Annotated in this window: 9 protein-coding genes; 5 read left to right on the forward strand and 4 right to left on the reverse strand. The window is 52.2% G+C overall.

The window, feature by feature from the left end:
* Positions 1–25: 25 nt before the first annotated feature.
* The 5 genes from J2Y43_RS19705 (at position 26) to J2Y43_RS19725 (ending at position 4,939) form a co-directional block, all read left to right on the forward strand.
* Positions 26–1,174, forward strand: a complete 1,149-nt coding sequence (locus J2Y43_RS19705) for a glycosyltransferase family 87 protein (protein ID WP_309986079.1) — start codon at positions 26–28, stop codon at positions 1,172–1,174.
* Positions 1,164–1,901 carry a glycosyltransferase family 2 protein gene (locus J2Y43_RS19710; protein ID WP_309986083.1) on the forward strand — a complete coding sequence of 246 codons (738 nt, stop codon included), beginning with the start codon at positions 1,164–1,166 and terminating at the stop codon, positions 1,899–1,901. The genes J2Y43_RS19705 and J2Y43_RS19710 overlap by 11 nt, the downstream gene beginning before the upstream one ends.
* Positions 1,883–2,695: a polysaccharide deacetylase family protein gene (locus J2Y43_RS19715; protein ID WP_309986085.1), complete on the forward strand. Its 813-nt coding sequence runs from the start codon at positions 1,883–1,885 to the stop codon at positions 2,693–2,695. The genes J2Y43_RS19710 and J2Y43_RS19715 overlap by 19 nt, the downstream gene beginning before the upstream one ends.
* 71 nt (positions 2,696–2,766) lie before the next feature.
* Positions 2,767–3,972 carry a GTP-binding protein gene (locus tag J2Y43_RS19720; protein ID WP_309986089.1) on the forward strand — a complete coding sequence of 402 codons (1,206 nt, stop codon included), beginning with the start codon at positions 2,767–2,769 and terminating at the stop codon, positions 3,970–3,972.
* 118 nt (positions 3,973–4,090) lie between these two features.
* A complete protein-coding gene (locus J2Y43_RS19725; RefSeq protein WP_309986092.1) occupies positions 4,091–4,939 on the forward strand; it encodes a hypothetical protein in 849 nt (282 codons plus the stop codon).
* Between the two features lie 82 nt (positions 4,940–5,021).
* Here J2Y43_RS19725 and J2Y43_RS19730 read toward each other — a convergent pair whose 3' ends face one another.
* The 4 genes from J2Y43_RS19730 to J2Y43_RS19745 all read right to left on the reverse strand — a co-directional run bounded on the left by J2Y43_RS19730 (position 5,022) and on the right by J2Y43_RS19745 (position 13,819).
* Complete coding sequence (locus J2Y43_RS19730; protein WP_309986097.1) at positions 5,022–5,939, reverse strand: bestrophin family ion channel; 918 nt, start codon at positions 5,937–5,939, stop codon at positions 5,022–5,024.
* A 106-nt stretch (positions 5,940–6,045) separates the two neighbouring features.
* On the reverse strand, positions 6,046–8,949 hold the full coding sequence (locus J2Y43_RS19735; RefSeq protein ID WP_309986101.1) for a T9SS type A sorting domain-containing protein: 2,904 nt from the start codon (positions 8,947–8,949) through the stop codon (positions 6,046–6,048).
* Between the two features lie 553 nt (positions 8,950–9,502).
* Positions 9,503–12,736 carry a carboxypeptidase regulatory-like domain-containing protein gene (locus tag J2Y43_RS19740; protein ID WP_309986104.1) on the reverse strand — a complete coding sequence of 1,078 codons (3,234 nt, stop codon included), beginning with the start codon at positions 12,734–12,736 and terminating at the stop codon, positions 9,503–9,505.
* Between the two features lie 189 nt (positions 12,737–12,925).
* A complete protein-coding gene (locus J2Y43_RS19745) occupies positions 12,926–13,819 on the reverse strand; it encodes an RDD family protein (protein WP_309986107.1) in 894 nt (297 codons plus the stop codon).
* Positions 13,820–13,898 lie beyond the last annotated feature (79 nt).

Consider the following 13,898-nt stretch of genomic DNA (forward strand, 5'->3'; position numbering starts at 1 on the left):
CATCCCTAACAAGTACGACTGAGTAATGAAAAGAGTATCCGAATTCTTCTCCCGTGAGAAGGTTGTTTTAGCTGTTTACGTGCTGCTGAGCGTCATTATCGGCATTCAGCATTATGTAGGCGGACCGTTGAAGTATAACAATTTCCAGATTTTCAGGGCGGCCCTCGGCCACCTGGCGCGGCACCAGAACCTGCACCTGGAATACCCAGGCGAGTATTTCGATCTGTTCCTCTACAATCCCACCTTTTGTATTTTTTTCGCACCTTTCTCATTCCTGCCGTTGCCGGTGAGCCTCGTCCTCTGGCTTATCTGCTGTTCGCTGGCGCTTTTCTACGCCATCCGCAGCCTGCCGCTCGATTACGACAAGAAAGTGTTCTTCTGGTGGTTCATCCTGTTCGAGCTGGTGACGTCGCTTCATGGCCAGCAAACCAACCCGCTCATTGCGGCGCTGGGTCTGTTTACTTTTACCTTTCTCGAAAACGGCAAAACCCGTTGGGCTGCATTGTTCCCCTTGCTGGCGTTCTGTATCAAAGGATATGGGCTGATTTACGCCGGAATGTTCCTCTTTTACCCGCGCAAGGGACAGTTCATTGGTTATTCGGTACTATGGGCGCTCGTTTTGGCGATACTGCCATTGCCGGTGACGGGTGTCGACCATTTCGTGCAGGTTTACAAGGACTGGTACCGCATCCTGGTCGCCGACCACGCTGTGAATTACGGGTTCTCGATTATGGGTTTGCTGAAAGTTTGGATTCCCGCATTCTCCCCCGAGGATGTGACAAAAGTGCAGCTTGTGGGAGTGGTGCTGTTCGGCATTACGTGGTTGTTGTGTTTTTTCAGAAAGCAATATATCACGCTTGAAGAGCGGCTGCTTTTGTTCGCCTATGCTTCGCTTTGGGTGATTGTGTTCAACCACGCGGCCGAGTCGCCGACTTATGTGATCGCCATTCCCGGTGTGGTGCTCTTCCACATTGTCAACCGCGAGCGGCTGGCACCCTGGTCTAAAATATTACTGGTGCTGGTGTTTGTATTCTGTATTCTGGCACCGACCGACATTTACCCGCCTTCCCTGCGCCGCAGCTTTTTCGAGCCTTATCTGATCAAGGTCATCCCTTGCGTGCTTGTGTGGGTGGTTTTACAAACACAATTACTACTTCATCGACATGAAAACTGAAAATCAGCGGGGTATCAGCATTGTGCTGCCCTGCTACAATCCCCTGCCAGGCTGGTGCGGGACGCTGGAAGACCATATCCGGGAACTGAATGCAAAACTGCCGGACAGCGTTGTGCAGTACATTATTTCCAACGACGGCTCTACCCGTCTCGACCGGACTCACGTTGCGGCATTGAGCCGGATCCCGAATGTTGTCTTCCTCGACAATGCGGTCAATGAGGGCAAAGGCTCGGCGATCCGAAAAGGTACGCTCCGGGCCGAGGGCGATATCATTGTGTACACCGACATTGATTTCCCTTTCGGCACGGAACCGATCGTCGAAATGGTGAAGATATTCGAAGAAAATCCGAATTGCTGGTTTGTATATGGCAACCGAAGTGCCGAATATTTCAAAAAGCTCCCGCTGAAAAGAAGGCTGTTTTCCAAAGGGCTGCATTTGATGAACCGGCTTTTCCTGAACAAGCACATTACCGACACCCAGGCGGGGATTAAAGGCCTGCGCCGGGAAGTATTGCCGGAAGTACAGGGAACGAAAACCAACACGTTTGTTTTTGAAGTAGAACTGATACGCAAGCTTATCCGGAAGGGTGTCGGCATCGAAAAGGTGGAAGTATCGGCCAATTCGTCTATTGTTTTCAGCGATTTCAGCATGAAGGTGCTGTTCCGTGAAGCGGTTAATTTTGCAAGAATCACCATCCTCGGAGGCCTATGGAACGATCTTTCGTAATGCTCACTTTCGATCTGGAAGAATTTGATATTCCGGAAGAATACGGGCAGAAGGTATCCCAAGGGGACCAGATGCAAGTGACGCTGCGAGGCATGGAAAATGTGCTTTCCGTGCTCGAAGCGCATCAGGTACGTGCGACATTCTTCACTACCGGGCATTTCGCGGCTGAAAACCCGGCATTGATCCGGCACCTGGCCCAAAAACACGAGATCGCCTCACACGCGCTCGTGCATTCGCCTGCACACGTGTTCCGCGAGAGCGATATCATGGAATCGCGCAGCATACTGGAAGCGATCAGCGGGCAAACCGTGAACGGCTTCCGCATGCCGCGCCTGAAACCATTCGACAGGGCAGCGTTGCGCCGTGGGGACTTTCGTTATGACTCGTCCCTGAACCCCACGTGGCTGCCGGGGCGCTATAACCTGCTGGGAGAGAGCCCGCTGCCAAGCCAGGCCGACGGGCTGATCGAGCTGCCTTGCTCTACTACGCCCTGGCTGCGTTTTCCGCTGTTCTGGCTGTCGTTCAAGAATTTGCCGCTACGTATTTACACTGCTTTGTGTGGCTTCACACTGAAAAAGCGCGGTAACCTGATGCTCTATTTTCACCCGTGGGAGTTTGCCGACCTGAGCGCTTACACGCTGCCGGGGTATGTCAAAAAGGTAGATGGCGATCAATTGACGGCAAAACTCGACGGGCTGGTCAGCGCTTTGAAAAAGCGGAATGCGGCTTTTGTTACCTGCAATACTTTTTGCGACAAATGGGAAGAGGACCTCGCCGGACAGAAATTTGAATAAATGCAACATTGTTGCATTTATTGATTAAGGTTTATAATTTGCAACATTGTTGCAAATTATAAACCTTTTTTATGAACCATAAGAAGATGCCCGTTACCGTCCTGAGTGGATTCTTGGGTGCGGGAAAAACGACCTTGCTGAACCACATCCTGCATAACAGGCAGGGAATGAAAGTGGCTGTTATCGTGAACGATATGAGTGAAATCAATGTGGACGCCCGCCTGGTGGAGGGGCAGCATACGCTCAGCCGGACGAATGAACGGCTGGTGGAAATGTCCAATGGCTGCATTTGCTGCACGCTCAGGGAGGACCTGATGGTCGAGGTGGAGAAACTCGCGAAAGAGAACCGGTTCGACTACCTTCTCATCGAGAGCACGGGCATTTCGGAGCCGGTACCCATTGCGCAGACGTTCAGCTTCGTGGATGAGCAAAGCGGCATCGATTTGTCGCGTTGGGCGACGATCGACTGCATGGTGACCGTCGTGGATGCATTCAATTTTGCCAGGGATTTTGGTTCGATGGACACCGTGGCCAGCCGTAAATTGAATGAGGACCAGGATCACCGGACGATCGTGAACCTGCTGACCGACCAGATCGAATTTGCCGACGTCATTATCCTCAATAAAACCGATCTGATCGCGCGTCCGAAGCTGAAAGAGCTGCATGCGATCATCAAAGCGCTCAATCCCGGCGCCAGGATCATCGAAAGCAGCTTTTCGAAAGTCGACATCGGCCAGATCGTCAACACGGGCTTGTTCGACTACGGGCAGGCGGAACAGAATGCGGGCTGGATACGTGAGTTGGAGAAAGCCGGAAATGGGGGACACGTATCGGAAACGGAGGAATATGGCATTAGTTCATTCGTATTCCGCGATCTGCGGCCATTTCACCCGAAACGCTTTTGGGATTACATTCAGCAAAATTGGCCTGCGGGCATAATCCGCAGCAAAGGGCTGTTCTGGCTGGCGTCGCGGACGAGCCAGGCGCTCAATTGGAGCCAGGCGGGCGGTTCGGTACGGGCCGAATCGGCAGGAGTATGGTGGGCCAGCATGCCATCCGAACAAAGGAGGCGGTATCAGGCGTATATAGATAACCGCGACGCCATCGAAGCGCGCTGGGGAGAGTTTGGCGACCGGATCAACGAGCTCGTGCTGATCGGGCAGGACCTGGATCAGCGCCAAATCGCAAAAGAACTGGAAGCGTGCCTGTGCACGGAACGCGAAATCGGGCTGATGGAAAACGGGATGCGCTTTGCCGACCCGTTCCCGGGTTTGTAACAAAATACGCTACTTTACCGTGCTTTTTTGTCACACGATCAAGAAACTGCCTACATTTGCGATGTGCCCGTTTGGAGTATTACCGGGCCAGCGATTATTAACACTTAACATCTTACTCATGTCAAAATCCTTACTTTTCGTGCTTGCCGGCCTTTTTGCAGGCACATTATCTGCCAGTCAGGCTCAAACGATCGAGCTGACACCGGTTTGGGAAAGCGATACCACATTGCGGACGCCTGAAAGCGTTTTGTTTGAGCCTGGTCAGAATGTCCTGTACGTGGCCTGCATCAACGGTGGCCCCAGTATGGAAAACAAAAACAGCTTCATTGCCAAAGTGGGTCTGGATGGAAAGGTGATTAAATTGAAGTTTGCCGAAAACCTCAATTCGACCAAAGGCATGGGCGTGTTGGGAGATAAACTGTATGTGACGGAAATGACGCAGGTGGCCGAAATAGACCTGGCATCAGGCAAGATTCTGAACCGCTACCCGGTAGAAGGAGCCAAGTTTCTCAACGACATTGCCATTGATACCAAAAAACGTGTGGTATATGTGACCGATTCCGGCCACGGGAAAGTTTGGGCGCTGAACGGCGGCAAAATGAGCCTAGTGCTGGAAGGCGACCCGTTGAAAGGTACCAACGGGCTGCTGTTTGAAAACAACCAGCTGTTGATCGGCAATGGCGACGGCACGTTGTTCAGCCTGGATCCGGCCACGAAGAAACTGAGCACCATTGCCAAGGTTTCCGGCGGTATCGACGGTATCGTTGGCCTGGGTAAAAAGACCTATGTCGTTACCGAATGGGCAGGAAAAGTATGGTACGTGAAAGCAGATGGCACAACCGAGCTCAAAAGCGACACCTCGCCACAGAAGATCAACTCGGCGGACCTTGCCTATAACCCCAAGGCCAAGGTGCTGTACATTCCTACCTTCTTCCACAATACGGTGAAGGCAGTTTCCATTAAATAAGGGATTCCCTGATTGACCGGAAGGCTGGCGGGGCTCCATGGGGGCGCCTCGCCAGCCTTCTTCGTTGGACCAATACTTAAAGTTAATCGAGCATATAGCCGTCGGGTAAGGCGGTATCCGGAACCGGTTTTCCGACGGTTTCCAGCAGTGTTATTTCAATCATCCTGCTCATGGCGTTCAGCGGCAGGTCATTCGGCTCGGTGCCAAACGGGTCTTCCAGCTCATCGGCGATCGCTTCGAATGCGACGAATGTATAAGCAATGAAAACGGTGATGAAAGGTGTGATCCATCCCAGGCTGTCGACAAGCCCGAAAGGCAGCAAAAAACAATACAAATACACCGTGCGGTGAAGCAGTACCTGGTAGGTGTAGGGGATGGGCGTGGAGACAATCCTTTCGCAGCCTCCCACAATATCCGAGAGTTTGTTCAGGTTTTCGTCCATTGCTACCTGGCAAATCGGGTCGATCAGGTCTTTTTCGCGTGCCTGTTTAATCCAAGCCCCCATTTCCAGCATTAATATGACTGGCTTAAAACGGGCATCTTTCAATTTGTCGGCAAGCTCTGCCGGGAGCCTTTCCTGAATGTCCGCAGTTGGATCGGTTTTCCTGAGCTGATGTTTGAGGCAATAGGTGAATGCGATGAGCATATCGACGAAACCGGCCACCTCTTTGCTTTTGGGATCATAACCCGTAAGCGTTAATGCCTGGCGAGCGAGCGAACGCGTGTCGTTCAGCAGCGCGCCCCAGAGTTTTCTGCCTTCCCAAAAACGATCGTAGCTGGCATTATTACGAAACCCCAGGAATAATGCCAGCGCGATCCCGAAAATCGTGAAGGGCGCAGGGCTTAAAGGGATCTTGTAATGGTAGAGGGTTCCGTTCACGAACACGATCAGCATCGAAAGTACGAGCAGTACGAGAAGGCGGGGTACCAGCTGCGGAAGCACCGATCCGTGCCAGACAAAAAGCATCTTAAACCAGTGCTGTTTTTTTCGTTGAATCATGTTGTATTCGAATTTTTTGGCAATTAAGGATAATTTCAGACTAAAAACGCCGCCCGGCCAACTGTAAAAGTTAGCCGGGCGGCGTTCTGGCGAAATGCGGAGCCGATTACTTGCTGACTACGATCTTCCTGGCTGCCTGCAAACCGTCTTTTGTGACGATTTTGATCAGGTACATCCCGTTGGAAAGCTTGCTGAGATCGATTCCTGTTTCAGGGACTGCGCCATATTGTGCGACCATTTGCCCGCTCGTGTTGGTCAGTGAAACGTGGCTGACCGTTTTCGGATCTACGCCCTGGATAAGGAGCACACTGGATGCGGGATTGGGATATACCCGTACTCCGAGTCCACTGTTTCCGAGGTTCACGCTCGCCGTGCGAGAGTAGGCGAAGGTATTGTCGCGGTCAACCGTTTTAAGACGATAGTAACTGATTCCCGCAAGCGGCGCTTCGTCGGTTGTCGTGTAGCTGCTGAGCTCGTGGCTGTCGCCGGTTGCTGCGGTTTCGGCGATCTTCATCCAAATTTTGGCGTCCTGGCTGCGTTCCACGTCAAAGTGGGAAGCGTTGGTTTCTTCTGCTGTTTTCCACGACAGACGCACCCGATTTTCTTCCGGAACGGCTTCAAAAGCAACAAGGGTTACCGGCAATGCACCTTCCCATGTGAGCGTGTAGGTTGCGGGGCTCTCGTCGGTCAGCCCGTCGAAGTCCACGTAAGCATATTCAAACGATGTGCTCGTATACCCGGCGCCGGTCATTTTGACACTGAACAATGCAGGATTAGTGAATATCCGCTTAGTGGTCACCTCGTTCTCGGTTACCAGCGATCCGTCATAATACAGCTCGCCATGGGTAGGGAGCGAAGTAATGATCACACCCTTCGGATTGGCATTGGTACCCGCATTGCCGAGGTAGGTGCCATCTTCGGGATCGCTACCCGAAAACAATGGAGGATTGCCGGTAGCGCCATTCAGCGAGATCACCTGGTCAACAGCCGGTCTGCTGATGGCCGCGGAATGGTCATCGGAATTCGGCGGCTGGGGATAAATGACGGTAACAGAAGCATCGTCCTTGTTATTCTCCTGATTATCGTCGTTTTCATTGCCCTGTACAATGGCGGTATTCACATACGGTCCGGTCGCATTCACCTTGGCGGTAACCGTCATGGTAACGACTTCGTTTTCGGCAAGGTTACCGATCGTCCACGTATCGCTGGCTGCATTCCACGAGCCTTTCGAAACGCTGACATTCTCTGCCGTATACCCATCCGGTAATGCGTCGGTCACGATTACGCCCGTTGCGGTAATCGGGTTCCCGGCATTTTCAGGTAGCGGGAGATTGGTCGCCTGGATCGTGAAGGTGACGGTTTCGCCTACCTTGCTGGTTCCCGGAGATACGGTTTTGGTAACAGCCAAATCGATATCCGAAGTATAATTGAAGATCAGTTCGCGGACAATTTCATCGTTGTAAGCACCTGTCCAGGTATTAATGGTATTGTTTTGGCTAAAACCATTGTCCCCGTTAGCCCACCATTTATGATCAGGCCCCAATACGCCGGTCACATTCACCGGTACGCTTCTTGGGCTCATTGTGCTGGTGCCGGGGATGTTGGCCCGTGCAATGTCTGAGTCGTCCCAGTAGAGCTTGTCATTGATCGGCTCGGTTCCCGACCGGAGCGGCCGCACGTGTTTGATGGAGATACCCAGGCTTTGCTCCATATCGTAGATCGGGAAATGCACCGGGTAGAACAGCAGCGAGGATACAAAGTGAATCGCTGTGCCGCTCGGCACGTCCGCTCCGGTGTTGTCCTTGCCATTCCAGTACATCTGGTAGGTGCCGGCAGCATTGTATTCATTGGAAAGAATCACATCTTTTCCGTCGTAGTAACCATTGCCGTTAAGGTCGATCAGGATATCTACGATGGAAGGGTTATCGATAACGACGGTAAATGAAGCCTGGCCGGCGGCAGGGGTGGAGCCTGGTCTTCTGGAAAATACCGCCTGGAAATCTGCAATCGGCAGCGGCGGAGAAGGCCAGACACTGGCGTCGGGATTACGCAGGAACAACGGGAAATGCGCATTCGAGGAAGAGCCGTTCATCGAACGGCGGTTTTGTTCGAATGTCAGATTGTTCTTCGGGCCATTGAGGTTCGCAAAAAATATGGCGTAACCTGAGCTGCTGCCTCCGAAGTTGGCATATTTCACGTAGAAATCGTTGGCCGGGGTATAGGTATTGTCGATCGGGATGTAAAAACCGAAGTTGGCAGGGGACGAAGTGGAGCTGGACGAGCCGGCCGTGTTGGGCAGGTCGTTCACAATACTCCAGTATTTACAGTACAGACGGCCGTTCTGCCTGGTGTAGTTGCCCGCCGATCCCGATGCCACAGTTACATCCCAGTAGTTGAATTCCAGATTACTCGATTCGATTTCGACCCAGAAAGCCCTGTCGGCACCGGTCGTGTTTTTAAATGAATAGGCCGTGTAGCCGCTTCCCGTAACCTGCGAAGGTCCGGCAGTGGCCGCAGCAGCATTGGATGGCCGGCCGGTAGCGCTGCCGGAGCCTTGGGTGATATCCTGGTCCTGCACCTGAACCCTGTTCGGGGAGGAGGTGGCAGTTGGGTAATATCCTGTTGAAGATGCGTCGTAATACCAGTTGAAATGGATGGTAGTACTGCCGGATGAAGTCCTGAAACCATAAAACACAGTCTCGTTTGCCTTAACCCATACGTACATACGATGTGCGGGGTTGTAGGGGGTGCTGGCTGTGCCCGTGTTGGAAGCGAGCATCATGAAGCCCCTCGTCACGTAACCGGTATTGCCGCCCCCTGAGGAGGATGTGGAGGGTACGAACAGGTTGGCTTGCCGGTTGTCGGTAACGCCCCAGGCGCCTGATCCTTCCCCGTGGGCACGATTCAGGCCGGAAAGCAGGGCAATGACAAGCAGGATAAGGCCAGGCAGCGCAGGCCATTGCCTGGAAAAATAGTTGGTGGATTTTCTAAACGTAGATTCTATTCGCATAGCTGTTTATGAGGGTATTTGAAAATGGAAATACAAAGCAATACCAGCCGGGAGCGAGCTCACGGAGGTTGTTTTTCTGGTTATTTATCTGAGTGCTTTTGAGGCGATCTGGCCGTAGTATTCGTATATTACTACAAGTCGCTGATCTCTTTCGAATAACTGCGCAGGACTTTTATGAGTGGTGCTTTTGTGTCATAAGTATCCAGCGCATTACTTCGCAAGTATAGCCGTTTCGGCCCGTCGTATTTCGTTTTTTGGGGTGACAACGGGTATTTCGTGGGTGTAGTACCTGCTTCGTGGGGGGACGGTTTGGGGTCATCAAATGCTTTCGGACTTGCCTGAATTTTTACTACATAACCTTGTCAGGAATGAGCTAAGGGCTTTTTACAGAAGTTACGACCGGGCTAGGCGAGGTGGTTCGTCGCGGGGTAGGCATATTGCCAGGTGTGCCTGTAAAAATAGATGGCCGCCAGCTGGGAGCGCAAAAAAGCCGGTGGCAAATGCCTCCGGCCTTTTTAAAATTTGACACCAATTATAAGTTCTTATCCGTCCATCAGAATGTGTACCGGGCGCCGATCTGCATTTGGCAGCGCGAAGCAAGCGGGTCGATGGAATAGGGTTTACCCGGCCTGGTCCAGGTAAAAGTAGGGTCTCCCGCGGTCGGGTTGGTGGCCCGTGCAAGTCCCACGGAAGCCGTGGAGTTGAATGTGTTCGGTGAAAAATATACGTACCCGAGTTTTTTATCCACCAGGTTCAGGAAGTTGAGAATATCGTAAGTGATCTGGATCGACTGTTCTCCTTTGAGCTTGAACTCATGCATAAAGCGCAGGTCGACGGTATTGTTCCAGGGAGTGCGGCCGCCATTACGTTCCGTAAAAGTGCCTTTCCGGGTTTTGAGATACGAATCCGAATCCACGAAGGCCATAAAATCCGCAGCCTGTGTTCCGGTCGGGATCAGCTTTTGCGCTTCGGAAAGGTCTTTCGGAATGTAAGCGAGGCTGTTGGCCTGGCCGGTACCGTCGATGGTCGCGTTCACGTATCCCCACGAGTACGGCGTACCCGACTGCAATGCATAGAAAAGCGTCACGGTCGTCGCATTTTTCGGGTTCCAGCTGGCGCGGTAGTTAATGCTTCCCACAATGCGGTTACGGATATCGAAGTTCGAGTAGGCCACCTTCGGGTCGTTCGGGCTGAGTGACTGGTTCAGTTGCCAATTGGATTCCATCGAGTTGCGGATACCATTGGTAATGTCGTACGACTTGCCGTAGGTATATGCCGCCGAGAAGCCGAAGCCCATTGGGAATACTTTCTGCACCTGCGCGGTGAGGCTGTAACGGTGGCCCTGGTTGGTATTCGAGAGCATATAGGCATTCGCGAAGTTGTTATCGATCCGCTGTGCGCCCGCCGAGCCGTTGGCGGCCACATAAATAGGTTGCTGATGCTGCGTGTCGTAGCTGTAATAGCGGACCACGTCTTTCGTATTCACCTGCTGGAATTTCAGGTCCTGGATGACCTTGGTATACAACCCCTCCAATGTAAACTTGTAGCCATCCACTGTGTAGTCCACTGCCAGGTTGCTACGGAACATCTGCGGCATTTTGAAGTTGTTGTCGATCAAATCCACCTGGGTGCGTTTCACGCCTCCGTTAGCCGGATTATTGTTGATCAGCACGCCGCCGTTCGGTACAAGCGGGTCACCTGCCAGCTTGGTAGCGGCTGTTGCATTGTTGTTGAAATCATAAGCACCGTATCCCACGCCATTGTTATAGAATGCATACCCCAGCCATGCGAAAGGAATGCGGCCGGTAAAGAGCCCCGTTCCACCCCGGATGACAATGCTCTTGTCGCCCTTCACATCGTATTTGAAACCGAGGCGCGGCGATACCTGTACGTTGTTCAGGTATTTGTTATGGATCTGATTCAGGGGCGTGTAGGTAGAGGTGGTTCCGTAGCCGGGGTCGGTGGCGGCGGCATTCACCAGCGGGCTCAATGCAGGCTTTTTAGGCAATCCCGAATAATCGAGGCGGATACCCGGCGTGAGCTTGAAACGGCTGCTCAGCTCGATATCATCCTGAATATAAGCACTCAGCAAGTTCACGTTGAAATGCGCATACGGATTGTTGAACTGGTTGTCCAGGTTGTTGGTCGGGTCGCCGAAGGGGTAGGAGCCACGCACGCGGTTGGGGAGCGTCTTGCCGTCGGGAGTGCCGTTGCCGAGGAACTGGTCGAGGTTGCTGTAAGAGATACGCCCGTTCGGCGAATTCACGAAACCGTAGTCGATGGTATAGAACTCGTTATGCGTGCCGACGGTGAAAGTGTTTTTGCCTAGATAAAAAGTAAAGTTGTCGGTCAATTCGAACGTCTTCTGTTTCAGATTGAAAACGGATGCCTCGCGGTCGTTGCCCAGGAAAATGGTACCGCCATTGTAGCCGATCTCGACCTGCGGGAAAGTCCGGACGTTGGCCAGCGTGTTGCGGTAGTCGTGAATGACGGAATACCCGGCGATGAGGCTGTTGGAAGAGCGGCCGCCGAACTGGCTTTTCAACTCGGCCACGGTGCTGCTCTGGTTGTTATGCTGCTTGAAATCGATGCTTCCGAAGCGGAAGTTCTGCGAATCGCGTTCGAGGTTGGTCGCTTCCGAAAATACGGTATTGTTGCGCAGTGAAAGCTGGTGTTTTGCATTGATGTTCCAATCGATACGATTGAAGAGCTTGGTACTTTTGGAATAGATGGAGTAGTTGCCGTACGAACCCGCATCGAGCCCGTAATTGGTTTTGACAAAATCACTGATCTTCTCCGCCACACTTGCATCCTTGATGAGAGAAGAAGCAGTACCGGCCTGGAACTGAACAGGATCCTGGCGGCGCGTGATCTCCTCATTGGTGAAGAAAAACAGCTTATCCTTGATGAGCGGCAGCCCGACACGCGCACCGGTCTGGTATTCGTAGAATGTGCTGGGAAGTTTTTCTTTCGCATCCGAAGCACCGTTCCATTTGGTGACGAGCGCCGCATTCCGGCCGAAACCGTATACCGAACCCATGAGTTTGTTGGTGCCGCTTCGGGTAACGGCATTCACCGAGCCCCCTAAAAAGTTGCCCAGGCGCACATCAAACGGTGCAACGGCCACCTGAATGTCCTGGATCGCATCGAGACTGACCGGGTTGGTGCGCGTACTCGATCCCGGCTGGCCGGTGGTACCCGTGGAACCGCCCAGCGACGGGCTGAACCCGATGGCGTCGTTGTTGACGGCGCCGTCGACGGTCACGTTGTTATAGCGGAAGTTGGTACCGGCGAAAGAGTTGCTGTTGTTCACCTGCGGGGAAGTGCGGGTGATATCCGTCATACTTCTGGAAATCGTCGGCAAGCGGCGGATCGTCTCCGCATTGATATTGGACCCGGCCCCTTCCCGTTCACCGCCACGATCGGCTTTCACCGTCACCTCGCGGAGGGTCTGGCTTTCGTCTTTCATCGACACATTCAGGCTGGTTGTCTCGCCCAGTTGCAGCACGATGTCGGAGACCGTAGCGGTTTCGAACCCGATATAGGTAACATCGATCCGGTAGGGCCCGCCTGCATTCATGCTGTTGATGCGGTAACGTCCGTCGGGTTCGGTGACAGTGGCATATTTGACGCCGGTGGGCAGGTAGGTGGCCTGCACCGTGGCACCGATCAGGGCTTCATTTTTGGTATCGCTGACGATCCCGCTGATCCCGCTGGTGGTGATCTGTGCAGAAGCCGCCGAAGCGAAGAGGAGGCATGTAAAAAGTAAAGAAACAAAATGCTTCATAACATGTAACTAGCTAATTTGTACGGAACAAAACTTCCGTAAATATCACCAGCACATGTTACGCCAATATTACGCGGACGCCCCTCAGGAAAGTCTTAATCACCTTTTAATTCCGTTTAAATGCATTTTTAATGCAAATCGGCGCTCGCCGGGGTGGTGGGGAGATCTTTCCTTCGGGGCTCCGGAATGCTAGTTCGCGTGCGGCCAGTTCAGGTGTTCTACCCTTGTCTGCATGCTATTACTCGTTTGATAAACATATTTAACCTGTCCGATAAATGTCTTTTCCGGAAACTTTGAAAGAAGTACGGGCATGGTCGTTGTTTTGATCTTCTCAAAGCCCTGGTCATCTGCGAGGTAATTTTCCTTGAGCTGAAAAATCACGGAAACGTATTTTAATGGCCTGTCCTGAATTTGGTTGTAAGTCTTCACGCTCGCAGTCAGATATTGCCCAAGACTATCCGCAAAAAGTTTTTCGGCTTCCTTGCTTGACTGTTCGTCATACGAGGCTTCCACGTAATTGACCTTCTGGCCTTCGTTTGCAGAAGTAAGCCCGAAAAATGGCAATATCAGCAACAAAATTGCTCCATAAGAGATCAAAACCGGAACGATAACTTGCCCAAAATTGACTTTTGGCTGTGCTGCGGTTTTGTCAAATACTACAAGCTTTGTTCCGGCAATTCTATCACCAAGTCGCCTGCTGGTATTACTCAATGCTGCTACCACTTCGATAGGCCACATGATGAGTAGTAAATTTCGGATAAAACACTTCATGGGACTCGCCGCCTGACCCGTCTCGTTGTCGACGACCTGTAAGTTTAAAATGCGTTTTGCAAAACTTCGTCCGTTGATGCAATCCTTACAGAGGTATAGTGCAAAGCCGAATAAATTGAGGTAGAAGAACGGTCCGCCCATTAAATTGAAACTCTCCTGCTCATGTGTTACTTCAAACGCATTGGAGAAAGTCGAGACCATTCCCGGAACTGAAAAGACCATCGCGATCATCGTCATGAAACAATGGTCCATTAACATCGAGCCGAGCCTTGTACCCGTGGAAATCGTGGAGTCTGTACTGATAGCAGTCATTGGGAGTTTGTAAATAAGGGTTTTGTTTATCACAAACCGGCGCCGCAATCCGCGCGGAACACGGTGGTGTTATTGACAA

It is taken from the genome of Dyadobacter sp. BE31 (assembly GCF_031457695.1).
In the GTDB taxonomy this organism is placed as follows: Bacteria; Bacteroidota; Bacteroidia; order Cytophagales; family Spirosomataceae; genus Dyadobacter.

Bases quoted from the DNA above. Each gene is read 5' to 3' on its own strand.
- J2Y43_RS19705 (WP_309986079.1), top strand. From the start codon at position 26: ATGAAAAGAGTATCCGAATTCTTCTCCCGTGAGAAGGTTGTTTTAGCT.
- J2Y43_RS19710 (WP_309986083.1), top strand. From the start codon at position 1,164: ATGAAAACTGAAAATCAGCGGGGTATCAGCATTGTGCTGCCCTGCTAC.
- J2Y43_RS19715 (WP_309986085.1), top strand. From the start codon at position 1,883: ATGGAACGATCTTTCGTAATGCTCACTTTCGATCTGGAAGAATTTGAT.
- J2Y43_RS19720 (WP_309986089.1), top strand. From the start codon at position 2,767: ATGAACCATAAGAAGATGCCCGTTACCGTCCTGAGTGGATTCTTGGGT.
- J2Y43_RS19725 (WP_309986092.1), top strand. From the start codon at position 4,091: ATGTCAAAATCCTTACTTTTCGTGCTTGCCGGCCTTTTTGCAGGCACA.
- J2Y43_RS19730 (WP_309986097.1), bottom strand. From the start codon at position 5,939: ATGATTCAACGAAAAAAACAGCACTGGTTTAAGATGCTTTTTGTCTGG.
- J2Y43_RS19735 (WP_309986101.1), bottom strand. From the start codon at position 8,949: ATGCGAATAGAATCTACGTTTAGAAAATCCACCAACTATTTTTCCAGG.
- J2Y43_RS19740 (WP_309986104.1), bottom strand. From the start codon at position 12,736: ATGAAGCATTTTGTTTCTTTACTTTTTACATGCCTCCTCTTCGCTTCG.
- J2Y43_RS19745 (WP_309986107.1), bottom strand. From the start codon at position 13,819: ATGACTGCTATCAGTACAGACTCCACGATTTCCACGGGTACAAGGCTC.